General features: G+C 36.7%; 19 protein-coding genes and 1 pseudogene. 8 read left to right on the top strand and 12 right to left on the bottom strand.

Annotation, left to right across the window (positions count from 1 at the left end; genetic code table 11):
* Positions 1–291 precede the first annotated feature (291 nt).
* The 5 genes from priA to FJQ98_RS05795 all read right to left on the bottom strand — a co-directional run bounded on the left by priA (position 292) and on the right by FJQ98_RS05795 (position 5,609).
* Positions 292–2,706, bottom strand: a complete 2,415-nt coding sequence (gene priA / locus FJQ98_RS05815) for a primosomal protein N' (protein ID WP_082340022.1) — start codon at positions 2,704–2,706, stop codon at positions 292–294.
* On the bottom strand, positions 2,703–3,713 hold the full coding sequence (gene coaBC / locus FJQ98_RS05810) for a bifunctional phosphopantothenoylcysteine decarboxylase/phosphopantothenate--cysteine ligase CoaBC (protein WP_053594157.1): 1,011 nt from the start codon (positions 3,711–3,713) through the stop codon (positions 2,703–2,705). The genes priA and coaBC overlap by 4 nt, the downstream gene beginning before the upstream one ends.
* Before the next feature lie 127 nt (positions 3,714–3,840).
* Complete coding sequence (rpoZ, locus tag FJQ98_RS05805) at positions 3,841–4,068, bottom strand: DNA-directed RNA polymerase subunit omega (RefSeq protein WP_053594156.1); 228 nt, start codon at positions 4,066–4,068, stop codon at positions 3,841–3,843.
* A gap of 4 nt (positions 4,069–4,072) precedes the next feature.
* Positions 4,073–4,690 carry a guanylate kinase gene (gmk, locus tag FJQ98_RS05800; protein ID WP_053594155.1) on the bottom strand — a complete coding sequence of 206 codons (618 nt, stop codon included), beginning with the start codon at positions 4,688–4,690 and terminating at the stop codon, positions 4,073–4,075.
* A 43-nt stretch (positions 4,691–4,733) separates the two neighbouring features.
* Entirely contained in the window at positions 4,734–5,609 is an 876-nt protein-coding gene (locus FJQ98_RS05795; protein ID WP_053594154.1) for a YicC/YloC family endoribonuclease, read from the bottom strand.
* A gap of 499 nt (positions 5,610–6,108) precedes the next feature.
* On the opposite strand from FJQ98_RS05795, the gene FJQ98_RS05790 reads away from it, so the two are divergent.
* The 8 genes from FJQ98_RS05790 (at position 6,109) to FJQ98_RS27155 (ending at position 17,019) form a co-directional block, all read left to right on the top strand.
* The gene (locus tag FJQ98_RS05790; protein WP_053594153.1) at positions 6,109–7,803 is read left to right on the top strand and encodes an Rqc2 family fibronectin-binding protein; all 1,695 of its coding nucleotides are present in this window, start codon (positions 6,109–6,111) and stop codon (positions 7,801–7,803) included.
* Between the two features lie 670 nt (positions 7,804–8,473).
* Positions 8,474–10,159, top strand: a complete 1,686-nt coding sequence (locus FJQ98_RS05785; protein ID WP_053594152.1) for a methyl-accepting chemotaxis protein — start codon at positions 8,474–8,476, stop codon at positions 10,157–10,159.
* Between the two features lie 892 nt (positions 10,160–11,051).
* Complete coding sequence (locus FJQ98_RS05780) at positions 11,052–12,722, top strand: peptide ABC transporter substrate-binding protein (RefSeq protein ID WP_053594150.1); 1,671 nt, start codon at positions 11,052–11,054, stop codon at positions 12,720–12,722.
* Between the two features lie 133 nt (positions 12,723–12,855).
* The gene (locus tag FJQ98_RS05775) at positions 12,856–13,785 is read left to right on the top strand and encodes an ABC transporter permease (RefSeq protein WP_053594149.1); all 930 of its coding nucleotides are present in this window, start codon (positions 12,856–12,858) and stop codon (positions 13,783–13,785) included.
* The gene (locus FJQ98_RS05770) at positions 13,785–14,705 is read left to right on the top strand and encodes an ABC transporter permease (protein ID WP_053594148.1); all 921 of its coding nucleotides are present in this window, start codon (positions 13,785–13,787) and stop codon (positions 14,703–14,705) included. Before FJQ98_RS05775 ends, FJQ98_RS05770 begins: the two co-directional genes overlap by 1 nt.
* Before the next feature lie 14 nt (positions 14,706–14,719).
* Positions 14,720–15,775, top strand: coding sequence for an ABC transporter ATP-binding protein (locus tag FJQ98_RS05765; protein ID WP_053594147.1), 1,056 nt, complete (start codon positions 14,720–14,722; stop codon positions 15,773–15,775).
* On the top strand, positions 15,768–16,694 hold the full coding sequence (locus tag FJQ98_RS05760; RefSeq protein WP_053594146.1) for an ABC transporter ATP-binding protein: 927 nt from the start codon (positions 15,768–15,770) through the stop codon (positions 16,692–16,694). Before FJQ98_RS05765 ends, FJQ98_RS05760 begins: the two co-directional genes overlap by 8 nt.
* Before the next feature lie 199 nt (positions 16,695–16,893).
* On the top strand, positions 16,894–17,019 hold the full coding sequence (locus FJQ98_RS27155) for a hypothetical protein (RefSeq protein WP_277815933.1): 126 nt from the start codon (positions 16,894–16,896) through the stop codon (positions 17,017–17,019).
* 83 nt (positions 17,020–17,102) lie between these two features.
* Here the strand turns inward: FJQ98_RS27155 and opp4C are convergent, their stop codons facing one another.
* From opp4C to pyrE, 7 genes and pseudogenes are all read right to left on the bottom strand, one after another.
* Positions 17,103–18,011, bottom strand: coding sequence for an oligopeptide ABC transporter permease (opp4C, locus tag FJQ98_RS05755; RefSeq protein WP_201406650.1), 909 nt, complete (start codon positions 18,009–18,011; stop codon positions 17,103–17,105).
* Positions 18,012–18,023: 12 nt separating this feature from the next.
* The gene (gene opp4B / locus FJQ98_RS05750; RefSeq protein WP_201406649.1) at positions 18,024–18,989 is read right to left on the bottom strand and encodes an oligopeptide ABC transporter permease; all 966 of its coding nucleotides are present in this window, start codon (positions 18,987–18,989) and stop codon (positions 18,024–18,026) included.
* 84 nt (positions 18,990–19,073) lie between these two features.
* Positions 19,074–20,798: an oligopeptide ABC transporter substrate-binding protein gene (gene opp4A, locus FJQ98_RS05745; RefSeq protein ID WP_053594143.1), complete on the bottom strand. Its 1,725-nt coding sequence runs from the start codon at positions 20,796–20,798 to the stop codon at positions 19,074–19,076.
* Between the two features lie 61 nt (positions 20,799–20,859).
* Positions 20,860–21,849: an ABC transporter ATP-binding protein gene (locus FJQ98_RS05740; protein ID WP_053594142.1), complete on the bottom strand. Its 990-nt coding sequence runs from the start codon at positions 21,847–21,849 to the stop codon at positions 20,860–20,862.
* 4 nt (positions 21,850–21,853) lie between these two features.
* On the bottom strand, positions 21,854–22,849 hold the full coding sequence (locus FJQ98_RS05735; protein WP_053594141.1) for an ABC transporter ATP-binding protein: 996 nt from the start codon (positions 22,847–22,849) through the stop codon (positions 21,854–21,856).
* 795 nt (positions 22,850–23,644) lie between these two features.
* A pseudogene (locus FJQ98_RS05730) lies at positions 23,645–25,016 on the bottom strand (IS3 family transposase).
* Positions 25,017–25,268: 252 nt separating this feature from the next.
* On the bottom strand, positions 25,269–25,898 hold the full coding sequence (gene pyrE / locus FJQ98_RS05725; RefSeq protein ID WP_053594609.1) for an orotate phosphoribosyltransferase: 630 nt from the start codon (positions 25,896–25,898) through the stop codon (positions 25,269–25,271).

The raw sequence follows: 25,898 nt of genomic DNA, 5'->3' as shown, positions 1-25,898 counted from the left end.
TCATAACGTGTGGTTGATTTCCGTTTCGGCTGGGCGCTTTGTTGCTGACGCTTCGCTTTCGCACAGAGCAGAGCTTCCTGGGGGCGTCCGATGAGCCGCTTCGCTTCGCTGTAGGGTCTCGGGCCAACACGATGTTGGTCACGAAGGCGTTATCACAGGACGTGATGGTTTTAGCCTTCGTTCCTTTATTGCTGATCCCCGAGGAGTCGCCCAGCCTACACTCCAATCAACTTATATGCAAGACATAAGTTTTAGCAAAATGTCATCCCAAACTTTGAGTGATAGAGCATTTTATATAGTCGACGGATCTAAATCTACCGTCATTAATATACCTTGTTTAATCCATTCCGCACGATACATCGCAAGAAGGCGTTGTAATACCGGAATCAGATTTGGTTCAATTTTATATTTTATCAAACATTGATAACGATATCTATTTTGGAGGCGACTAATGCTTGCCGTTGTTGGTCCAATAATTGCTACTTTGTTTGATAGGTTTTCCATTAGCCAATCCGCTGCACGTCCAGCATACTCAGCTGCCATCATGACATCCTCATGGGATATTTGAACAAGTGCTACATAATAATACGGTGGATAGCTAGAGCGGCGGCGTAAAAACATTTCACGTTCGTAAAATGGCTCATAATCTTGTATTTTGGCCAATTCAATTGCATAATGCTCTGGTGTATACGATTGAATAATAACCTCACCAAGCTTTTCATGACGCCCAGCCCTACCACTAACCTGCGTTAATAATTGAAATGTTCGCTCCGCTGCACGATAATCGGGCAGATGCAGAGATGTATCAGCACTCAGTACACCAACAAGCGTAATATTAGGAAAATCAAGACCTTTCGCAATCATTTGCGTCCCTAGCAAAATATCTGCCTGTCCTTCCCCAAATGCCTGCAAAATTTCTTCATGTGCACCTTTGTGCTTTGTTGTATCAACATCCATCCGAAAGACCCTTGCCTCAGGAAATAACTTATATATTTCTTCCTCGACCTTTTGTGTTCCGGTACCAAAATAGCGAATATGCTCACTTTGGCATTGTGGACATATTTGAGGAACACGCTCCTCATAACCGCAATAATGACATTTTAATTTCTCTGTTGTTCGATGATACGTTAACGAAATGTCACAGTTTGGACATTGTACAACCGTCCCACAATCACGACAAAGCACAAAAGAGGAATAGCCACGACGATTTAAAAACATCACCATCTGTTCTTTTTTCTCAAGCCTTATACGTATAGCATCAATAAGTTGCTCCGAAAACATAGAACGATTCCCTTTTTGAAGTTCTTCTCGCATATCAGCAATAAAAACAGTTGGTAACGGTTGGTGCAAAGCACGTTGCTTTAAGGATAGCAAACTATATACGCCCTTCTTTGCTCTCGCAAATGATTCAAGTGCAGGCGTTGCACTACCTAATATGACAGGACAGTTATAAAATTCACTTCGCCAAATTGCTACATCTCTAGCATGATAACGTGGTGAATCTTCTTGCTTATACGTTGATTCATGCTCTTCATCTAAAATAATAAGACCTATATTTGTAAAAGGTGCGAAAATTGCTGAACGAGCTCCAACAACAACGCTCACTTTTCCTTGCTGAATTTTACGCCATTCATCATACTTTTCACCAACAGACAATCCACTATGCATCACAGCAACCATCTCGCCAAAACGACTACGAAAACGCTCTGTCATTTGTGGTGTTAATGATATTTCAGGCACAAGCATAATGGCTTCCTTACCTTCATCTAACACCTTTTGTATTGCCTGCAAATATATCTCAGTTTTACCACTCCCCGTGACGCCGTGTAGTAAAAAAGTTTTCCCAGTCTGTTCTTCCATTGATCCAGTAATGGCCTTTAGTGCAACGTGCTGTTCATCCGTCAATTGTAAAGATTGAGTACGGGAAACCTCCTTCGTAAAGGGATCACGATACACCTCTTCTTGTATAAAATGAGCGGCACCTTTTTCAATAACTGACTGTAATACTGCGGGTGACATACCTGTTTCCTCATAGATTTTCTGTGGCAAAAGGACTTCACCAAGGTGTCTACTCATCCATTCAATCAGCAGGCGCTGTTTGGCTGCTCTCGCTGCACCTTCCATTGCCTTGTCGATATCTTGCTGATCATCTGAAATTTTGACCATACGTATTTCTTTCACATTTCCTTGCTGCTTCACAACATTTTCAATTCTTACAATTTTATCTGTTATCAGTTGCTTTAATAAAGGAAGTAATCCAGCACGCTCGAATTCCTTGAAATTAGCCTGTTGTCGCTTACCGAAAATAACCTTGGCATCTTCAGGTAAAGCTTCTTTCTCCTCTTGCATCGTTATGATTTTTTCATACTTCGCTCGAAGCGCTGATGGGAGCATGACCTGTAAGGCATCAATTTCATAGCAAATCGTTTCGTTTTTCAGCCACTTTGCCATTAACAGCATTTCTTCTGTTAACACAGGCTCTATATCTAAAATTTGTGCAATAGATTTTAATTTATTAGATGGTACATCTGTTTCATTTTTTAATCCGATCACAAAGCCTAGAACATTTCTTGGTCCAAACGGTACTTTGACACGACAGCCCATTTCTATAATGTTTGCCCATTGTGTTGGCACTTCATAGTCAAATGGACGATCTACATGGTATGTTGAAACATCCACTATAACCTCTGCAATCAATAAACTCATTGCGCATCACCCTGTAATATATATGTCCAAAATGCTTTAGCAAACTGTGTGGCATCTGTCGCATCCCAAAATTGGCCATTTATTTCTGCCGTGTCACTAAAATCGATCCACGTGTCAGATACGATTGTTAACATAGGTTCACCAATAACCTTCTGTCCAAAGGTTACTGCGGTCATTCCTTCTATGGACAGTATCGGTGCGCCTTCAATTGTAGGCGTATTTGCTGCATGGATAAAAAATGTAGATGGATATTGTTTTTGATAACCCTCAAGTTGTTCAAAAAGCTTATGCACGCTTGCTTCTTTCTCATCTATTAAAATTACATTTGCCCCAAGTATTTTCGCCTCTTCTGCTATCGCCTGACCAATTCTACCGTTCGCCTTTGTACTAATAACATGGTGCTCGTCCAATGGCACATAAAATGCTCCAGCTGTGACCACTACCGTTTTACCAGCTAGCGGCTTGACCTTCTCTGAAAAAAATCCTTGCACAATCGCAGTTATTTTTTCTGGCTCCTCTAAACGTCCCTTACCAACATAGCCACATGCCAAAAATCCTTCTGAAGGCTCTATAAATTGATAGCCATCAGATGCTAGCTGTGCCAAATTTCGTTTTACCGCTGGATGATCATACATATGCACGTTCATAGCTGGTGCAAGCCAAACAGGTGCAGTTGTTGCAAGCAAGGTCGTCGTTACCATATCATCTGCAATTCCATTCGCCAGTTTACCAATAACATTTGCAGTAGCTGGTGCAACTAAAATTAAATCTGCCCAATCCGCCAAATCAATATGAGCAATAACACTTGAATCCTTTTCATCAAATGTGTCGAAAAAAACATCATTTTTGGACATAACTTGAAAGCTCAACGGATTCACAAATTGTCTTGCTGATGCTGTCATGATGACTTTTACATTTGCCCCTGCCTGAGATAGCTTGCTAACTAGAGCGACAGCCTTATAAACCGCTATACCACCTGAAACACAAAGTAAAATGTTTTTATTCATGTACAATCGTCCTTTCAAATGATAAGCTCCCAAAGGAACATTCCTCGGGAGCTCTCGGCATTTGTATAATCAAAAATCCACTGTAAGACTTTAACATTAATTTAGCAAAAGCTTTTTTACATCAATGTTAGATTTCGTCTTCGTATACAGTTGACTCATCCTGTGATACCTTTGTAAGTACACCTGCTGCTACTTCTTCAAGTGCTTTCCCTACGGATTTATAGGAAACATACTTGTGTAAGCGTTCTGTGCCTTGTTCCTCTTGCATTTGACGAGCACGTTTAGATGCTAGACTTACTAATGAATATTTTGAATCGATTTCTTTTTTTAATGTATCTACTGATGGGTATAACATAGGTTTATTCTCCTCTCAACATTGACAAATATCTTTTTTCAACACGTTCTCTACGACAATGCTCAGCTTTAATAATCGCATTTATACGATCACAGGCATTTGTCACTTCATCATTTTCAACTACATAATCGTATAAGCTCATCATTTCAAGCTCTTCACTTGCAGTTGCAATACGCTTTGCAATAACCTCTGCTGTTTCTGTCCCTCGACCAACTAAACGGTCCTTTAATTCCGTTAAACTTGGTGGGGCTAAGAAAATAAATAATGCATCTGGTGCCTTTTTACGGATTTGAGCTGCACCCTGCACTTCGATTTCTAAAAACACATCACGTCCTGCATCAAGTGTTTCATTTACATAGGCTAACGGTGTTCCGTAATAATTACCTACAAATTCAGCATGCTCCAATAAGCCACCCTGTTCAATTAATGCTTCAAATTCTTCACGTGTCTTGAAAAAATAGTCTACACCATCTACTTCACCTTCGCGAGGATTTCGTGTTGTCATCGAGATGGAATACTCATAATTCGTATTCGGCTGAGAAAATAATTCTTTTCGCACTGTCCCTTTACCTACACCAGATGGGCCAGACAGAACAATTAATAATCCGCGTTCTTTTATCATTTATTCTCTATATCTCCCTTAATTTATAACAGATACATGCAAGCTATTCGATATTTTGAACTTGCTCACGCATCTTTTCTAAAATTGTTTTCGCCTGAACTACCGCAATGGCCGCCTCTGTTGATTGATTTTTTGAACCAATCGTATTGATCTCGCGGTGTATTTCCTGCATTAAAAAGTCTAATTTACGGCCAACTGAAATCGTTTCTTGTAACGTTTCTTCCAGTTGATTAAAATGACTATCTAATCGGTCCAATTCTTCGGTAATGTCTACACGTTCTGCAAATATCGCTACTTCTGCAAGTAGGCGATCTTCTAACAGCGATCCATTCGCCACTTCAGTAATTCGTTCCAATAATCGTGTACGATATTTTTCAACAGCTAGAGAGGAGAATGAACGAATCTGTTTCACTTGTTCCATTAACTGTTCTTTATATTGTACAACAACGTCTTGCAATTCTTGCCCTTCACGCTCGCGCATTTGAATCAGCTGCTCAAGTGCTTGCGTAATAGCCTTTTCAACAGCACAAAGTAAATCCTCAGGTGTAAGCTGTGGCTTTTCCTGTACAAGTGCTTGTTCAAGAGACAGTAGCTCTTGCATCGTCCATTTTTCTTCAAGTGGTACTTTACTTGCTAATTGCTCTTTTGCCTTACGATACGCTTCAATTAATGACCAATTAATTTCAATAGATTGCTCGACGTTCTCTAAATCCTTAACATATACCATCACATCAATTTTGCCACGTGACAAAGCTTGTGAAATTAATTTCTTTGCAAAAATTTCTGCTTCAAGCCATTCTTTCGGAAATTTTGCATGAATTTCTAAAAATCGATGGTTGACCGAGCGCATTTCTACGGTTAATTGAAAGTCTCTTGTTGTTGTGACACCTCTGCCAAAACCAGTCATACTACGCACCAAGGTTCGTCACACCTTTCTTTGCATACTGGAATTATTATAACATAAGCTCTGCCATTTATGACGTCTCACCATAAAAAATTAGATCAAGAAAAAGCTAATTCTACCACAATTAAAGCTATATTTTAATATTCACCTAAAAAATGCTATGATAAACATAAGAAAATGCTCATCACCAAAAGAAAGAGATGACATTTGTTAAAATGTACGCTATGTCTAGAAGTTGATTAGAGTGGATGGAATTAGCGGCTCATTATTTTCAAATGCGTACTTTGAAGATTTATCGGAACAATATTAGCTTTTATCGGAATATTATCTCGTGTTATCGGAACAATTTCAGTTTTTATCATGGCCCCCGGAACGGAAATCAACCCACGTTATGGTGATGAGTCATAAGAAAAGTGCATTTGTGCTCGAGTAGAGTGTTATGAGAATGCACCATTAAAATATAATAAATACGAAAGTACCAAGGATGCTTATATCGTTGGAAAGAGGAATTCATATGGCATTTGATGGCTTATTTACTTATTCAATGACAGCCGACCTACAACAATTAGTAACAGGTCGGATTACTAAAATACATCAACCAAACGCTCAGGAGGTAGTTTTACATATCCGTGCGAACGGAAGCAATCATAAATTGCTTTTTTCAATTCACCCTTCATACGCACGCGTTCATCTTACTGAGCAATCTATTGATAATCCAGCAGAACCTCCTATGTTTTGTATGCTGTTACGGAAGCATATAGAGGGTGGTTTTATTTCTTCTATTAAACAACACGATTTTGATCGTATTATAATAGTAGAAATCCAAAGTAAAAATGAAATTGGCGACCCTATTGTAAGGGAATTACATGCTGAAATTATGGGCCGTCACAGTAACCTGCTGTTAATAGATAAGGAGCAGGGAAAAATAGTCGACAGCTTAAAGCATTTGCCACCTTCCGTGAATAGTTTTCGGACAGTGTTACCTGGTCAGCCCTATATTGCACCACCCGCCCAAAATAAATGGCACCCTCTAGCAGTGACCGACGAACAGCTTACGATGTTTTTCTCTGAACTAAAAACGGCTAAGGAAGTTGTTTCGCAATTTACTGGCTTCTCACCTGTCCATGCAGAGGAATTATTATTCCGATTAACAGACACAACTGATCGTGTAGGTAGCTTTAAGAACTTTATAGCTTCTTTTAATAATGGTGGAGCAGAGCCGATGTATGTATTCGCAAATAATAAAACTTACTTCTCACCAATCGCTTTAACACATTTACAAGGAGATGTAACGATTTATCCAAATGTACACGAGCTACTTGACCGCGTATTCTTTGCACGAGCTGAGCGTGATCGTGTTAAACAGCAGGCAGGGGATTTAGAGCGATGGCTACAAAATGAAATTGATAAGCTTACATTAAAAACTAAAAAATTGAATAAAGATTACGAACGTGCATCTAAGCTTGATCAGTTCCAATTATATGGGGAACTACTGATGGCGAATATTTACGCGTTTGAAAAAGGTGTAAGAGAAGTAACTGTCACTAACTACTATAGTGAGACTGAAGAAAAAATCACCATTCCAGTAAGTGATCGTAAAACACCTATCGAAAACGCTCAAAGCTATTACACAAAATACACAAAGGCAAAAAATGCCCTTATAATGGTTCAAGAACAGCTAGAAAAAACGAAGGAAGAAATAACATATTTTGAAATGCTCGCTCAGCAGGTACAACAAGCTGCTCCGGGAGATATCGAAGAAATTCGCGAAGAATTAGCAGAACAAGGTTATTTGAAATTACGTCATGCGAGAAAAAAGAAGAAACAAGTGAAGCCTGAGCCTGAACGTTATGTCTCTTCTACAGGTGTAGCTATCTCTGTTGGGAAGAATAACAAGCAAAATGACATGCTTACATTTAAAATAGCTAAGCGCACTGATATTTGGCTGCATACGAAGGATATTCCAGGCTCACATGTTGTCATCCATACGAGTGAACCAGATGATACTACATTACGAGAAGCCGCTACACTTGCCGCCTATTTTTCAAAAGCAAGAGACTCTTCCTCTGTCCCAGTAGATTACACAGAAATACGTCAGGTAAAAAAGCCAAATGGCGCTAAACCTGGTTTTGTTATTTACTTTGAACAAAAGACTTTATACATCGATCCAGATGAAACTGTCATTTTACAGTTAAAAAAACAGTCTTAAAGATTGAGGCTGAGACATAACTGGTCAAAACTTTAAAAAGCGTGAGAAATCAATTTTAGAAACGTTGATTTCTTGCGCTTTTCTGATGTGAAAATTTTTTAATTGTGCTATAAAAATATACTTATGTCCCAGCCTCTCAGACTGTAGACAAACTCTTGAATTGCATAAAGTTGTTTAACGATGAGGGTTACCTTGATGAAAAATATTCAAACATATCCCATAGGCTGAATCTTTTAGTATTTTAAACATAATACTACTTTGATTCAGTTTGTCTACTCATACTAATGATGAGGAGTTGTTGATTTTTCACGGAGAGTGGCGACTCCTGCAAGATGAGCTTGCGCAGAAAGCGCCAACTCGGAGTGAAAATCAACCTTTATTTAAAGATACACATTATTTAATGTTTATTTTTAGTCGAAAAGCTGTGGAATACGATATGAAATGTATCGTATTCTTTTTTTTATGACGATGACCACGTAATCTGTACTATGCAACCATTAAATTTATCTTTAACTTGATTGATTTTTATAGCTATTGTTCCTTATTATAATAACGCTAAAAAAACTCGTGAATATTCCGAACTGTTTATTCCGAGCGATATTGACTTCCTCCTTTATGAATGGCTAAATTTAAGTAAAAATGTAAAGCATTTCAGAAAGGATGTATCATTATGTCTGTAGGCAAAAAATTAAGCTTTGGTTTTCTCTCCATCATCCTCACCCTAATTATTTCATTGTCGATTTTGTTTATTCAGTTTTCAAATATTGAAAATAAGGTAGAAAACGCGCTAGAGGATCGTGTTGCCTTAGTAGAGTTAGCTGATAATCTTCAAATTGAATTAGCGATGCAAGGGCTTTTCATTCGTGCCATAATCATCGAGGACACAGCTGCTAATAAAGAGAACTTTGCAAAATATTCAAAAATGTTAGATGACCACGTAGCAGAGATGAAGGAAAAATCTGATTCATCTGAAATGGATGCTTACTCGCAGGATTTAAATACATATAATGATGCTTTTAACAAAGCGGCAGATGAAGCACTTGTGCTCCAAAAAGCTGGGAAATTAGAAGAGACACTACAAAAAGTTAATGGCGAGGTGCAACAAGCAAACAAGGAGTTATTATCAGTATCAGAAAATATTATAAGTTATCAAAAAAATCAACTTGATATTGTTACAAAAGAGTCTAGACAAGCTGTATCAAATTCGCAAATAATTTCAATCATAGCTATCGTCATTGGCGTTATTCTTGGGATATCCCTGATGTTTTATGTACAACGAACTATTTCGCGTCCTTTAAAATCTGTAGTAATTGCTGCCAATAATATTGCCAATGGTGAATTATATCATCAAGATATCTCTCACCAATCTAAAGATGAAATTGGTCAGCTTTCTACAGCCTTTAACGCAATGAAAGATAGCTTACGAAGTTTATTAACACATATTCAAGGCAATGCTGAACATTTATCAGCTTCTGCTGAAGAGCTATCCGCCTCTACCGAAGAGATTTCTGCTTCTGCTGAAGAGGTGACTGTACGTATTAATGAGACAGCGAATGCAGCATCTACTGCTACAATTGCTGCCAATGAGAGTGCATATGCAATGGATGAAACAGCAGTAGGTGTACAACGTATAGCAGAGGCAACTCAACAACTTCATCAAAGCGCAGTGACAACAAGTGAATTGGCGAATGACGGTAATAGTACAGTCGATGAAGCCCAACAACAAATGAACGTCATTTATGACTCTACGCAAATGATTAACGATCTCGTTCAAAAATTGAGTAAGCAATCAGAAGAAATAGGCCATATCACTACAGTAATTACAGCAATCACAGATCAAACGAATTTATTAGCCCTAAACGCTGCAATCGAGGCTGCACGTGCAGGTGAACACGGCAAAGGCTTTGCAGTCGTAGCCGACGAAGTACGCAAGCTAGCAGAAGAATCAAAGCAATCAGCCAATCAAATCGTTGTCTTAACACAAGAAATTCAAGAAGATACACTAAATGTAGAAAAAGCTGTCGAAGATGGGCTACAATCTGTCACAGATGGTGTAAAAATTATCGGGGATGCTGGCAACTCTTTCGAAGCAATCGTAAAAGCGATCAATACGATGACAGACCAGATAGAAGATATTTCGGCTACTTCGGAAGAAATCTCTGCAAGCGCTGAACAGGTAGCTGCCTCTGTCGCAGAAATTGCCCATGGTGCTTCTTCTAGTGCAGCCAATACACAAATCGTTGCCGAAGCGAGTAAGGAACAAGCTGCGACAATGCAACAAGTAAATCAAGTTGCTACAGATTTAAGTGAAAAATCAATGGACTTACAAACCCAAATTAATCAATTTAAGCTTTAAACATTCAAGCAGAGTATTTCTTTCATTGAAATGCTCTGCTTTATTAATGGATGTTAAAATTTTTAAAAGGTAAATGCACTCCCTATCATTCTCAAGTCCTATCCACTTTAGCCATAATGCAATTGTTTTAGTAACTATATGCAGAATCTTTCTTTCTAAGTAAGACAATTGAACTTCTCCATAAAACAACAGCACAAAAGTTGTTAGGCGAGGTATGTTTTCCCACTTGTAATATGTTATAATCTGCATACATATGATTGATATAATACATTGGCTTTTCATACATTATTGTATATTCAAGCAATGTGTACATTATTTCAAAAAAATATATTCTACGAAAACACAATGCAATTATTTCTTAATAAAGGTACATTTTTGCATATATTTACTCTACTTCTTCTTTTTTGCTCTTCTATTGGATAATCTTAGATAAATACAAAATAAGTTTCTTATATATCATTAATAGATAAAAATATTCATGCTTCGTGATTAGAAATTACAAAAAAATACCTAAACAGGAATCTAAATCACTTAGTTTTACAAGAATTTTCTACAAAACTATACAAGTCTCACAAAGCATCAAACCTATTACTTTTGAATCATTTTTTTCAAATAACGATGATATTATCAAAAAGAATATGAATTTTTCTATATAATAAATCATTTTTTTATTTTTGTTTTATTTTTGATATTCAAAACAGATAAATATCATTTTTTTATTATTAAAACGCTTTCATTCTTTAATGTGATGAATCGAAAAAAATTATTATTCTCTTAGATTTCAGATAATACTATATAAATTTGAATCTTTTTTATTTTGTACACAATGATTTTTTGGTATATTAAATAGGAGCTTCATAAAAGGCTTAAAAATTGTATAAGGGGGATTCACATGAATAAGAACAAAAAGTTTTTATTACTAACAGTCCTTGCAGTATTTTCACTAGTACTTGCTGCATGCGGCTTCGGCGGAGATTCGTCTGAAAAATCAAAAGATGATGGCAAAGATTCTGGTTCATCTGGAACGGCTTCTTCGAAAAGCGAATTAAATGTTGTAGTAACTTCAGAGCCACCATCACTTCATCCAGCATTAGCAACAGATACAACTTCTGGTGTTATTCTTACAAACACTTTTGAAGGTTTAACAACACTAGATGCTGATGCAAAACCAATTGAAGCTGCGGCTGAAAAATGGGAAATTAGCGATGACCAATTAACGTATACTTTCAAACTACGTGATGATGCAAAATGGTCAAACGGAGATCCAGTAGTTGCTGGTGACTTCGTATATGCTTGGAAATGGGCATTAAACCCAGATAACCTTTCTGAGTATGCTTCAATCCTTTACCCTATTAAAGGTGCTGAAGAGTACAATTTAGGTAAAGGTTCTGCTGATGAAGTGGGCGTTAAAGCGGAAGACGAGAAAACTTTAGTAGTAACTTTAAATAATCCAACTCCTTATTTCTTAGAATTAACTGCATTTAAAACATATGCTCCGTTAAATCAAAAAGTAGTTGAAGGCAAAGAAGACTGGTACGCAGATGCTGGTGAAAACTTTGTAACAAACGGTCCATTCACTTTATCTGAGTGGAAACACAATGATTCAATCGTATTAAAGAAAAACCCAGAATACTGGGATGTTGATAAAGTATCTTTAGAAACTGTTAACATTGGTATGGTAGAATCTGAAGCAACAGCTTCTACAATGTTTAAAGGTAAAGAAATTGACTACCTTGGTGCTCCATTCCAAACTGTAGCTCTTGACTCAATTGATGAGTTTAAAGCTGATGGTTCTTTACGTATCGCTGACCAAGCGTCTGTTTATTGGTACAAATTAAATAATAAAGATAAATTCACTGGAAACGCTAACATCCGTAAAGCATTAACATTAGCAATCAACCGTCAAGGATTAATCGACAACATTACTAAAGGTGAACAAAAACCTGCATTAGGCATGGTTCCTATCGCAGTTCACGGCTTTGAAGAAGACCGCGGTTACTACAAAGACAACGATATGGAAGGTGCTAAAGCAGCACTTGAAGCAGGTATGAAGGAACTTGGTATTAAAGATCCAAAAGACATTAAAATTAACGTTTCTTTCAACACAAGTGAAGCACACGCTGCTATCGCTCAATACATTCAAGAAGGCTGGACTAAAAACCTTGGTATTACTGTAGGTCTAGATAATTCTGAATGGCAAGTTTATTTAGAAAAACTTAACCAATTAGACTACCAAGCTGGACGTATGGGCTGGGTTGGTGACTACAACGATGCTTACACATTCTTAGAAATGTATGATACTGCTGCAAACGGTAACAATGACACTGGTTGGGAAAATGCTGAGTACAAAAAATTATTAGTTCAATCTAATAAGGAAACAGATCCAGCTAAACGTCTTGAACTTTTAAAACAAGCAGAAAAAATTGCTGTTTCTGAATTACCAGTTGCACCAATCTACTACTACACGAACCTTTCTGTAGTACAAGACAACGTGAAAAACATGCAAGCAGATATTCTTGGTAATATCCAACTTAAAAACGTTGTAGTGGAAGCTAAAAAATAATCTATTTTATATCGCTTATGTAAGCTCTACAGCGAAGAGCTGCCTCGTAGCCACTTCGGCACGAGTCAGCTCTTTTTAAAATACGAAGGCATATATTTGTCTGAAAATTGACAAATAGAAGGAGGAGTTTTATGTGATTAAATATATTTTGAAAAGGCTGATGTATATACTTCTCGCGCTTTTCGTCATCGTAACGGTTACGTTTTTCTTAATGCGTCTCGCTCCAGGTAGTCCTTTTGCGAGTGAACGTAATTTCCCCCCTCAAATTGAGGAGAAGTTAAACGAAACGTATGGATTAAATAACCCTTGGTATATACAATATAAAGATTATTTAATCGATACGGCCACTTTCAATTTCGGTGAGTCAATGAAATATAAAGCGCGTTCTACAAATGATATGATTTCTGAAAGTTTCCCTGTTTCGTTAACATTAGGGATTGAAGCTATGCTACTAGCAATTGGATTCGGTATTTTAATAGGCGTAGTTTCCGCGCTATATCATAATAAGTTCCCGGATTATTTGGCAACGTCCTTTGCGGTGCTATTTATTTCAGTACCTTCATTTATCTTAGCGGGTTTAATGCAGTATTTCTTAGCCTATAAGCTAGATTGGTTCCCAATTAGTGGATGGAAAGGCTTTTCTTATAGTATACTACCAGCCCTTGCAATCGCTTTAACACACATGGGCTTTATCGCAAAATTAACACGTTCAAGTATGCTTGAACAAAACAATAGTGACTATGTAAAAATGGCTCGTGCAAAAGGGATTGGAAAATGGACAATCGTTTTCCGTCACACTTTACGTAACGCTCTACTTCCAGTTGTCACTTACCTTGGTCCATTAACAGCGGCTGTTGTAACAGGTAGTTTCATTGTTGAGCAAATTTTCGCTATTCCTGGACTTGGAAAACACTTTGTACAAAGTATTACAAACCGTGACTATACAGTAATCATGGGTACGACTGTGTTCTATTCCATCATCCTTTTATTTGCGGTGTTAATCGTTGATATTTTATATAGTGTGATTGATCCGCGTATTAAACTGAAAGGAGCGAAAAAATAATGACACAGCAACATATTGAAAAAGATAAGTTTAAAATTGTTGGCGGAAATCATGAAGCTACTGAGAAATTAGCTGATAAATCAGTCTCCTTTTGGAAGGAAGTATTTATCCGTTTCTCTCATAATAAAATGGCCATCCTTGGAGTAATAGTCTTGATTATCGTTATATTAATGGCTACTTTTGTGCCCATTTTCTCTCAATACAAAGCAAGTGATCAACTTGGTGTTTTTAACTCTCCACCTTCAAAAGAGTTTTGGTTCGGTACTGATGATTTAGGTCGAGATATTTTTGTTCGTATTTGGGAAGGTGCACGTATCTCCCTATTTATTGGAATCGCCGCAGCGATTATTGACTTAATTATCGGTGTTCTTTGGGGAAGTATTTCAGGTTTAGCAGGCGGACGTGTTGATAATATTATGATGCGTATTGCCGATGTTTTAACTGCTGTACCTTACCTATTAGTAGTAATCGTGTTATTAGTTGTTATGCAGCCTGGTTTAATTCCCATGATTATCGCACTTTCAATTACTGGTTGGATTAACATGGCTCGTATTGTACGTGGTGAGGTCTTATCGATTAAAAACCAAGAATATGTACTTGCCGCTCGAACTTTAGGTGCTAGCACTGGACATTTAATATTAAAACACTTAATTCCTAATGCACTAGGTGCCATTTTAGTAACAATGACATTAACAATTCCATCTGCTATTTTCACAGAGTCATTCCTAAGTTACCTTGGTCTTGGGGTTCCTGCTCCAACAGCTTCTTGGGGTACAATGGCATCTGATGGGAATAAAGCGATTGCCAATGCGCCGTGGAGATTAATTTTCCCAGCAGTATTTATCTCACTAACAATTTTTGCGTTTAACGCAGTTGGTGACGGCTTACGTGATGCATTAGATCCAAAACTACGTAAATAAGGAGGTGGCCGAAAATGAGTAAAACAATTCTAGAAGTAAAAGATTTAAAAATAAACTTTAAAACGTATGCAGGGCTTGTTCGTGCTGTTCGTGGTGTAAACTTTGACTTAAAAGAAGGTGAAACACTAGCAATCGTTGGTGAATCAGGTTCTGGTAAGAGTGTTACGAGTAACGCATTAATGAAACTAATTCCACAGCCACCTGGTATTTATGAGTCAGGACAAATTTTATTTAATGGCCGTGATTTAGTGCCTTTAAGCGATAAAGAAATGTCAAAAATACGCGGAAATGAAATTGCAATGATTTTCCAAGATCCGATGACAAGCTTAAACCCGACGATGAAGGTCGGACGTCAAATAACAGAAGTTATTTTACAACATAAAAAAGTTTCAAAAGCTGATGCTAAAAAACGTGCAATCGAACTTTTAACACAGGTAGGTATCCCCTTCCCTGAAAAACGTTATAACCAATACCCGCATGAGTTTTCAGGCGGTATGCGTCAACGTGTTGTTATTGCCATCGCACTTGCAGCTGATCCAAAGCTTCTAATTGCCGATGAACCAACAACTGCATTAGACGTTACCATTCAAGCGCAAATTTTAGAACTAATGAAAGAAATCCAAAAAAATTCGAAAACATCTATCATTTTCATTACTCACGATTTAGGTGTCGTTGCAAACGTTGCCGATCGAGTTGCAGTTATGTATGCAGGACAAATCGTCGAATATGGTACTGTTAATGATATTTTCTATAATCCTAAGCACCCATATACATGGGGTCTACTTGGTTCAATGCCAGACCTAGATAACGATACTGATGAGCTATTACGTACGATTCCTGGTTCACCACCAGATCTGACTAATCCACCAAAAGGTGATGCGTTTGCTGCTCGTAATGAATTCGCAATGGCTATTGACTATGAGCAAGAGCCTCCGATGTTCCAAGTAAGTGAAACACATTTTGCAAAAACTTGGTTGTTGCATCCTGACGCGCCAAAAATTCCGCTTCCAGATGCGGTTGCTAAACGTATTGAAGGGTATTTAGCAAAGGAGGCACAAGAAAATGACTAATTCGGGTGCAAAAAAAATTCTTGAAATCAAAAATTTAAAACAGCATTTCGGTTCACCAAGTAACCCTATTAAAGCTGTTGACGGCATTAGCTTCGATGTATATGAAGGTGAAACACTTGGTCTTGTAGGTGAATCGGGCTGTGGTAAATCAACAACAGGTCGTTCCATTATTCGCTTGTATGACATTACAGATGGTGAAATTATTTTCGATGGTGAGAGCGTCCAAGGGAAAAAATCTAAAAATGATTTAAAGAAATTTAATCGTGAAATGCAAATGATTTTCCAAGATCCCTATGCTTCATTAAACCCTCGTATGACAGCTGGGGAAATCATTGGTGAAGCCTTTGAAATTCACGGGCTTCACAAGGATAAAAAAGTGCGTCGTGAAAAAATTAATCAACTGCTAGAGGCTGTTGGTTTAAACAAAGAGCACGCAAACCGCTATGCACACGAATTCTCTGGCGGTCAACGTCAACGTATTGGAATTGCACGTGCGCTAAGCTTAGATCCTAAGTTTATCATCGCCGATGAACCTATTTCTGCACTTGACGTATCGATTCAAGCGCAAGTTGTTAACTTATTAAAAGAACTGCAAAAAGAACGTGGCTTAACATATCTTTTCATTGCCCATGACTTATCAATGGTTAAGTATATCAGTGACCGTATCGCTGTTATGTACCGTGGTAAAATTATGGAAATCGGTAAAGCAGATGATATTTACAATCACCCTGTTCATCCGTATACAAAATCATTATTATCGGCAATTCCACTTCCTGACCCAATGTCAGAAAAACGCCGTCAACGTATTCCGTACAAGCATACAGAGGTTGACGATAGCGCAACATACCATGAAGTTGGCGATCAGCATTACGTTTATGGTACTGCAGATCTTGTGAAAACTTGGGTTGCTGATCGATAAAACAATAACTTCCGTCTCAGTATAAACGCTGTGATGGGAGTTTTTTTCATTACTTCAAAGCCGCAACTTACATATGATGCATTATTTTTCCACACACTTGAATTTGTCAAATATTGTAGGAATTTTTGGTATGAAATATCTTCCATAATCCCCTTAATATACTATAATATATGTAATATATTAAGGAGGTGAATGAGTAATGAAAAAGAGTATTAAACTTATTATCAGTGCTATTTGCCTTACTGCATTTTTAGTGGGTCCTAGCGTTGTGGATGTTTCTGCTGCTAGTTCAAATTGTATAAAGCCTTGTAAAGACAGACCTTAACAAAAAATAAGGACACCTACTTAAGGGTGTCCTTATTTTTTTATGTTTGATGCTTTAAATTTATTCAATCTAAACCAAACTTATTACCTTCTTGATTTTGGATTTAAAGCATCCTTTAAGCCTTCTCCGATAAAGTTGATTGACAAAATAACTAACGTTATGGCTGTTGCAGGTGGTACCCACATCCAAAGCTTATCCTTTAGTACATCTGAGTTTCTAGCCTCAAATAGCATATTACCCCAGCTAGGTGTATCAGCCGGTACACCAAATCCTAAAAAGCTTAAACTGGATTCTGCAACGATTGTTACAGCCATTAATAATGTTGCTTGTACAATAATCGTCGAGGCAACGTTGGGCAATAAATGCTTAATGATTATTTTTGAAGGTTTACAGCCAATTGATTGTGCTGCTAATATATACTCATTTTCCTTTTCAGCTAGCACCCTACTTCGCACTATCCTTGCAACGGTTCCCCAGCTTAAAAGTGAAATGACAATTACTAATGTCCATAAACCAGATATTTTTCCTGAAAGGATAGTATTTATAACAATAACGAATACTAAAAATGGAAACATTAATACGAAATCAGTAAATCGCATTAACATTTGTTCTATTTTTCCCCCAAAATACCCTGAAATCGCGCCAATTGCTGTTCCGATTATTACAATAAAAAGCATACAGCCTAACCCAACCGTTAAAGATGATCTTCCTGCGTAGAGCATTCTAGTAAAAACATCACGTCCATTCGTATCTGTTCCTAACCAATGCTCACTTGATGGAGGAAGACTTATTTTCATAAAGTCGACACGTACAATATCTTTTGTTGTAATATACGGAGCTAAAAACGATAGGATGATAACTAGTAGTAAAAAAATAAGACTAATCATAGCTAATTTATTTTTAACGAACTTTCGTCTCGCTATCACCCACGGCGAGGGCTTTTTCTTTGGTGTTTTTGGAGTTAATACTTTTCGATCAGTTACCAATGTCATAATTTCCCCTCCTTAATCCAGTCTAATACGCGGATCTACTACACCATATAATATATCCGCCACTAAATTCCCAAAAAGTGTTAAAAACGAAAGTAACATAGTTATCGACATCATGACTGCATAATCTCTTCTTCCAACGGATTCTAAGAAGAGTGCGCCTATTCCTGGATAAGTAAAGATAGTTTCTGTTATGACCGCACCGCTGATTAATGTTGCGATATCAAAACCAAGAAACGTAATAATTGGAATAATTGAATTCCTTAAAATATGTTTGTTATAGATTTTTGATTCCTTTGTTCCTTTTGCTCTCGCAGTTCTTACGAAATCCTTCCTACTATTTTCAATAATGTCATTTCGTAAAAATTGAGTATAGGATGCCGTCCCCATTAATCCTAATATAAGTGCCGGTAATAAAACATGATGGAACCTACTCAAGTAATATTCTAAACTTCCCGCTTCTATGCCTACACCTACGGAGCCATTGAAAGGGAACCATCCTAGTTTAAAGGAGAAAAAGTAAATAGCAACAATTCCCGCTACAAACGATGGAATTGCTAAAGCTAAATAATTATAAGTCGCAATTAAATTATCCCCGAGAGTATAAGGTTTTCTTCCAGCATACATCCCCATAATAAATGCAAAAATGTACGTGAAAACTAATGATGTTAATGCTAAAAATATTGTATTAGGTATTCGCTGAGCAATAATCTCTGCAGCTGGTTTTTTATAAACAGTAGATTTTCCGAAAATCCCTTGTGCAAAATTAGCAATCCATCTACCATATTGCATGATAATTGGATCATTATAGCCTAATTTTTCTCTCATTTCTTCGATGTATTGTGGATTCGTATTAGACGGATCAATTTCACCAGCAAACGGATCTCCTGGCATCATTTTTGCTAAAAAGAACACCACTAACGAAATAAGGAGTAGCAATGGGATCATGCCAAGTAATCTTCGAAGTGTGTATTGAAGCATGTGACGTCTCCTTATCTAGAAATTTACTAACTAGGTCCAGTTAAATAAAGAGGACCTAGTTAGCAGGATTTGAAAGCTCACATTTTATTCCTTAATGGACCATTTATGAACATCTGTTTGGAAACCAACAGCGTTGACATGAACACCCTGTAGTCGATTATTAATGGCATATAAATCTATATTTTCCCACAATGGAAGGGCTGGTAATTCTTCATTAAAGTATTTTTGCCATTCCACATAAGTTTTCTTACGTTTATCTTTGTCAAATGCTTCTTCACTTAAGGCTTGTTTTATCAATTTTTGGTTCGTAGCATCTACGTAGCGACCATAGTTCCATTCTGCATCATTCCCCCATAAACCAGATGGATCAGGGTCAGCGCCAGTAACCCAAGCGCCGAAGAATGCTTCTAATGCAGCATCATCATTATCTTTCATATCATTATATAAGTTAAACTCAATTAAAGTACCAGTTGCTTGTTCTGTTTTCACTCCGACATCATTCCAAGCTTGAATAATTGCTTGAGAGCGTCCCTCAAATGCAGCAGGACCGGCATAGTGGCCAAATGAAATTTTAAATGGCTGACCACTCGGATCTTCTACAAAGCCATCGCCATCTTTATCTACATAACCTGCAGCCTTAAGAAGCTCTTTAGCCTTTTCTGGATTGTATTCATATTGATTTAATTCTGACTCCTCCGCTGCAGTCCAAAAAGTACGAGGAATCACAGTATTTGCAACTTCAGCTTTTCCTTCTAAGAAAGCATCGATCATTGCTGGACGGTTAATTGCGTATAATAGTGCTTGACGCAATTCTTTTGATTTAAACTTATCAAAATCAGCTACATTTGTAAGAGTAGCTTTATCACGATGACCAAAACGAAGACCAATATATGAGTAACTTACACCATTCGTTTCTTCAATGCGTACGTTATCTAATGCTGACAATTCTTTTACAGCTTGTGGTTTAATATCCATGATGTCAATTTCTCCGTTTTGGAACGCACCAGCTGTTAATGATGGGTCAATTGTTTTTACAATTATACCGTCAAGCTGCGGTTTGCCCTTCCAGTAATCATCAAAACGCTCTAATTCAGAATATTCGCCCTCTACAACTTTTTTCACTTTAAATGCTCCTAAACCAACAGGAGTTTCACGAACCTGTTTAGATTCACCTAAGTCTTTAACCGCAATACCTTCATAATGTTTCTTTGGCATTGGATAAGACCAAAGTTTTTCTAGGTTATTAACTTCTACTTCCTCAAAAGTAATTTTCACTGTGTATGGATCAACAACCTCAATACCTTCGATTGTTTCAGCTTTCCCCAATTTTTTTGCCTTTGCCCCTTTAACACCTTCAACATAATTGAAACGAGGGCCATCGTAATCTGGATCTGCTACTGTTTCTAATGCAAATACCCAGTCATCAACTGTTAACTCTTCACCATTATGCCATTTTACACCCTTCTCAAATGTAAACGTATAAGTTAATTTATCCTCACTAATTTCCCACTTTGCAAAATTGGGAATATATTCCAATTCATCATTTACAGAATAGATACCTTCCATTGTAAAATCTTGAATATAACTGTCTACAATACTACCTGAATAGGCTGGATCATAAACACCCTCAGGCGCTTGGTCAGTACCGAAAGTTACAACTCCACTTTTCGCTGTTTCACTAGTCTTTGTGGAATCATCCTTGCCTTTTTCCTTTTCTTTGTCAGTTGTCGAGTTGTCGTTATTACATGCTGTTAAAAACAAAGCCATAACTAGCATAAGCATGAAAGCCCATAATGCTGATTTTTTCATTCTTTATCCCCCCGTGAATTTTATTTTGTAAATAATTAACATACCGTTCTTTTTTTATCTTTTAATATAAATGGCATGCAACTCTATGCCCCTGCTTCACCTCCTTTAAGGTTGGTTTTGATAATGAACACTCTGCCATTGCTTTCGGACACCGTGGATGGAAAGGGCATCCTTTAGGAGGATTAGCCGGACTAGGAATATCCCCCTCTAATACAATACGGCTACTCTTTTTCCTCGGATCAGGTACTGGAATTGCAGAGATTAATGCCTGTGTATAAGGATGCAGTGGTTCCTCATAAATATGTTCCTTATCTGCAATCTCCACAATATTTCCTAAATACATAACACCGATTCGATCACTCATATGTTTTACAACACTTAAATCATGAGCAATAAATAAAAATGTTAAGTCAAACTCATCCTGTAACTCTTTTAGCAGATTAAGAACCTGAGATTGTACAGATACGTCTAAGGCTGAAACTGGTTCATCTGCTATAATTAGTTTTGGCCTAAGTGCAAGTGCTCTCGCAATACCAATCCGTTGACGCTGACCACCTGAAAATTCATGTCCATACTTGTAATAAGCATCTTCTGGTAAACCTACTTTTTGTAAAAGCTCCATCACTTCATTTTTTAAAGATTTCAGTGATTTTTTATGGAAATTCATGATCGGTTCAGCTATGATACTACCTACCATTTGCATAGGATTTAACGATGCATAAGGATCTTGAAACACCATTTGGATATCTTTCCTTATTTCCCTTAATGATTTCCCTTGTAATTTTGTAATATCCTGGCCGTTAAAAATGATTTTTCCTTCCGTTGAGTCTAACAATCTTAAAATAGTCCGACCTGTTGTTGACTTTCCACAGCCAGATTCGCCAACTAATCCTAATGTTTCACCATTTTTTATTGAAAAAGAAATATTATCAACTGCTTTAACATAGCCAACTGTATGTTTGAAAAATCCACCTTTAATCGGGTAATAGGTTTTTAAATCAATTAACTCCAATAAATTTCCTTTATTTTGTTTAATTGCTGTTTGCTTCATATTGTCAGCTCACACCCTTTCTAGAATTACAGCCTTCAAAAAGTAAACAAGAGACTTCATGATTGTCATCTACGAAGGCAAGTTGCGGCGTAACATTGCTACATTCAGGCATAGCCGACGGGCATCTATCAACAAAACGGCAGCCTACTTGAGGCATATTTTTTAAAGAAGGTACTATACCTTTAATAGTGGTTAACTCATTAACTTCTGTATCTATTCTTGGAATCGATGCCATCAAGAGCTTTGTATATGGGTGTTTGGGATTGTAAAACAAGTTATCAACATTTGTCCGTTCTACGACCTTCCCTGCATACATAATAATTACTTCATCACACATTTCCGCAACTACGCCTAAATCGTGCGTTATCAGTACAATCGACATGTTATTTTTCTCTTGAATATTTTTCAGTAAATCTAGTATTTGTGCTTGTACTGTTACATCAAGTGCAGTAGTTGGTTCATCCGCTATTAAAAGCCTAGGTTGACAAGCGATGGCGATAGCAATCATTACTCTTTGTCTCATACCGCCTGACAATTGATGAGGATATTCATCTATAATTTTTTCAGCTCTGGGAATCCCAACCTGTTTTAATAATTCAATCGCTTTACTTTTAGCCTCAGCCTTAGAAATCTTATTATGATTAAGCATAATTTCTTCAATTTGCGAGCCTATAGTAAAAACAGGGTTTAAGGATGTCATAGGTTCTTGGAAAATCATACTAATATCTTTTCCCCTAATTTTATTCATCTCGTCGTTCGAATGATTTTCTATGTTCTTCCCATGAAATTTTATTTCTCCACCAGTGATTTTACCAATTCCTTTAGGAAGTAGTTGCATAATAGAAAGAGACATTACACTTTTTCCACATCCTGATTCACCAACTACTCCAACGATCTGGCCTGATTTAACCGAAAATGAAACATCATCCACTGCATGATATATTTCTCCATCTATATCAAAACCAGTTTTTAGGTTTTTCACTTCTAACATTAAGCTCATTTAACATCACACCTTTTATTTTTTTACTGAAACAACTTATGGAATGAATCAAACGTCCAAGTTAAGTAATATCTTTACTTTTAATCATATGATTCATTAATTTAATATTCCGAAAAAATTTTCAATATCGGTAAACTTATTTTAAAATCATTTCAAAACAAAAAAGCATCAATTTATAAATCTCTAACATTTGTAAATAGAATATTATTTTTTTCCTCCAAAGAAAATTAACGCAATGCACCAGCTGATATAATATTCTGAAAATTAAACGTACTATCATTTTATCTAGAAATAACACATTTAATCAAGCGAATTTTTACATTCCCTATAATCTTATATACAAAATAAACCATACAACTATTCCAATTTTATCTAATATATTTTCATTTTCCCTAAATGAATGTTTGTTCAATTTCCACTTTATTGGCTTAAAGTATCATTTTTTTGTTATTACAATATAGTAAATAATTAAATTGTTTCTTATTTCTTTTCCTCATTAAATTTCCATTCATTCGGTGTTCTTGACTATTAAAGGTTTTTTGATGAATTTCTATATTTTTCTATATTTATATTTTTTATCTAATCACTATTAATAAATAATTTTTTCTATTAACACATTGGCTTCCTGAAGTGAAAAATATTACAGTAGAAAAATAATTTAATCTAACTTTTTATATGGATTTGTTACGGACCTCTTGTTATTTTTTATTTGGCTAATTTCATAATAATTTGGTAAAAAAAAACAAAAAACGACCATCTTGAAGTGACCCTAAAAAGTTAGACACGGTTATTTCATTAGGCAGCTTGTGTAAAACGAGTTCGGTATTGCACCGGACTCGTTTTTAATTTTGCCTTAATCCGTTTCGTATTATAGTAATTGATATATTTTTCTAATTCTATTTTAAAATGCTCTATACTTTCAAATTCCCTCATGTAAAGGAATTCAGATTTCATAATTCCAAAGAAATTTTCCATGACAGAGTTGTCGTAACAGTTTCCTTTACGAGACATACTTTGAACAATCTCTCTTGATTCTAAGGCGCGACGATATTTTTCCATTTGATAATGCCAGCCCTGATCGGAATGCATGAGTAGCTGATGGTGCTCAGGTAAACGTTCAAACGCTTTGTCCAACATATCTGAAACAAGTGAATAGGTTGGTCTAGAACCAATTGTATACGTAATAATTTCCCCGTTAAATAAATCTAAAACTGGCGATAAATAAAGTTTTTTTCACCGAATAATTTAAATTCCGTAATGTCTGTTACCCACTTTTTCATTTTAGGGGCATCTGCTTTAAAATTGCGGTCTAAAATATTTGGCGCAATTTTGCCAACGTTCCCTTTATAGGATTTATATTTTTTCATACGTACTAAGCATTTTTAAACCAAGCTCTTTCATGATGCGTTGCACTTTTTTTGTGATTCACTTTTTTTGTCCACGATTCGCTAGTTCATCACGAATACGGCGATAGCCATAACGCCCTTCATGTTCTTCATAAATCTCCTTTATTTCTGCTTTTAAATCGGCATCTGGATCCGGTCGATTCATACGTTTTACTAAATCATAGTACGTACTTCGTGGAATGCCAGCGAGTTTTTACAAGTGCTTTCACCGGATATTTATGCCTTAACTCATAGACTACTTGTGCTTTGTCCTGTTTGGTGATTTTTTTCCTTGTTTTTGAACTAAGGCATTCAACTTTTTTTAAATACTCGTTTTCCATCTCTAGTTGTTTTAATACGTGCTTCAAGTGCTTCGGTAGAGTCTTTAACTGGTGCTTGTTTCGATTGTTTATTGAAATCTTTTTTCATGGATGGACGCCCTTTTTTCTTTGATTGAAGGGCATCTAATCCTTGAGTTTCATATTGCTTTCTCCAAACACTAATTGTTGAAGGGCAGGTATTTTTAAATATAGCTGCCGTTTCGTTTAAGGATGTACCGTTTTTCAATCATAAAATTTAGTACATCCATTTTTAAACGTTAGTGTGTAATTTGTATATGGCTGAAGAAAAGCTTCAACACCATTGTATTCATATTGCTTAATCCATTTAAAGATTGCTTGTTTATTAGTCCCCAAAGATTTAGCTATTTTATTAGCACTTTCATTTCCATTTAAGTAACGCTCAACTGCTTGTAATTTATTTTCTGCAGTATATTTAACCATAAAAAACTGCACCTCCAATTGTTAGATGTGTCTAACAATTGGGGCGCAGTTCATCTCCAAAATATTGATGGTCGTTTTTTTGTATTTAAATAACAAAAATTTCTTTTTTAAATAGCGAAAGATAACAGGAAACTTTTATGAAAGCCCTTCTGTCTTTAACTTAGCAGTGCGACTGTCGCTGCGTTTCACTCACGCTTTTGTCGCATTTTCACTTCTGACAAAGTTATTCTTCCTTCAATTATTGAAGTTCGATTAAAGCTCTCCAGCCTTCAATTTAGCATGCCACTCTTTTAGGAATGGGATGTCTCCTTCTTTAATTGCGCCTGATTCGTTAGCTGCTTCAATTAAATAATCGAAGTTTGTTAGAGATGCATATTGAATGCCTGCCTCATCGAATGCTTGTTCAGCACGTGGAAGGTTGTATGTGTAGACACAAACAACGCCTAGTACTTCACAGCCTGCTGCGCGCAAGGCTTCTACAGCTGTAATGGATGAGCCGCCTGTAGAAACGATGTCTTCTACTACTACGACTTTTTGACCCGCTGCATATTTTCCTTCGATTTGGTTACCACGGCCATGCTCTTTTGCTTTAGAACGTACGTAAACCATTGGTAAATCTAAAATATCGCTTACCCAAGCAGCATGTGGGATACCTGCTGTTGCTGTACCTGCTACGATTTCTGTTGCGCCGAAGTTTTCTTTAATAAGAGATGCTAAACCGTTTGCTAATTGCTTACGAATGACAGGGTCAGAAATTGTTAGACGTGTATCACAGTAGATTGGTGATTGAATGCCTGATGCCCATGTGAATAGTTCTGTTGGATTTAATTCTACTGCGCCTACCTTTAACATAGCGTGTGCGATTTCATTTTGTAATGTCAT

This window comes from Lysinibacillus agricola (assembly GCF_016638705.1).
Classification (GTDB): domain Bacteria; phylum Bacillota; class Bacilli; order Bacillales_A; family Planococcaceae; genus Lysinibacillus; species Lysinibacillus agricola.
Note: the sequence above shows the minus strand (reverse complement) of the source record. Positions and strands in the feature narration are given on the sequence as shown.

What these genes read in the sequence shown, in the direction of transcription:
- FJQ98_RS05740 (WP_053594142.1), bottom strand. Translation starts at nt 21,849, where the DNA reads ATGAAGCAAACAGCAATTAAACAAAATAAAGGAAATTTATTGGAGTTA.
- FJQ98_RS05780 (WP_053594150.1), top strand. Translation starts at nt 11,052, where the DNA reads ATGAATAAGAACAAAAAGTTTTTATTACTAACAGTCCTTGCAGTATTT.
- rpoZ (WP_053594156.1), bottom strand. Translation starts at nt 4,068, where the DNA reads ATGTTATACCCATCAGTAGATACATTAAAAAAAGAAATCGATTCAAAA.
- FJQ98_RS27155 (WP_277815933.1), top strand. Translation starts at nt 16,894, where the DNA reads ATGAAAAAGAGTATTAAACTTATTATCAGTGCTATTTGCCTTACTGCA.
- opp4C (WP_201406650.1), bottom strand. Translation starts at nt 18,011, where the DNA reads ATGACATTGGTAACTGATCGAAAAGTATTAACTCCAAAAACACCAAAG.
- FJQ98_RS05735 (WP_053594141.1), bottom strand. Translation starts at nt 22,849, where the DNA reads ATGAGCTTAATGTTAGAAGTGAAAAACCTAAAAACTGGTTTTGATATA.
- opp4B (WP_201406649.1), bottom strand. Translation starts at nt 18,989, where the DNA reads ATGCTTCAATACACACTTCGAAGATTACTTGGCATGATCCCATTGCTA.
- FJQ98_RS05765 (WP_053594147.1), top strand. Translation starts at nt 14,720, where the DNA reads ATGAGTAAAACAATTCTAGAAGTAAAAGATTTAAAAATAAACTTTAAA.
- FJQ98_RS05760 (WP_053594146.1), top strand. Translation starts at nt 15,768, where the DNA reads ATGACTAATTCGGGTGCAAAAAAAATTCTTGAAATCAAAAATTTAAAA.
- priA (WP_082340022.1), bottom strand. Translation starts at nt 2,706, where the DNA reads ATGAGTTTATTGATTGCAGAGGTTATAGTGGATGTTTCAACATACCAT.
- FJQ98_RS05770 (WP_053594148.1), top strand. Translation starts at nt 13,785, where the DNA reads ATGACACAGCAACATATTGAAAAAGATAAGTTTAAAATTGTTGGCGGA.
- gmk (WP_053594155.1), bottom strand. Translation starts at nt 4,690, where the DNA reads ATGATAAAAGAACGCGGATTATTAATTGTTCTGTCTGGCCCATCTGGT.
- pyrE (WP_053594609.1), bottom strand. Translation starts at nt 25,898, where the DNA reads ATGACATTACAAAATGAAATCGCACACGCTATGTTAAAGGTAGGCGCA.
- coaBC (WP_053594157.1), bottom strand. Translation starts at nt 3,713, where the DNA reads ATGAATAAAAACATTTTACTTTGTGTTTCAGGTGGTATAGCGGTTTAT.
- FJQ98_RS05790 (WP_053594153.1), top strand. Translation starts at nt 6,109, where the DNA reads ATGGCATTTGATGGCTTATTTACTTATTCAATGACAGCCGACCTACAA.
- FJQ98_RS05785 (WP_053594152.1), top strand. Translation starts at nt 8,474, where the DNA reads ATGTCTGTAGGCAAAAAATTAAGCTTTGGTTTTCTCTCCATCATCCTC.
- opp4A (WP_053594143.1), bottom strand. Translation starts at nt 20,798, where the DNA reads ATGAAAAAATCAGCATTATGGGCTTTCATGCTTATGCTAGTTATGGCT.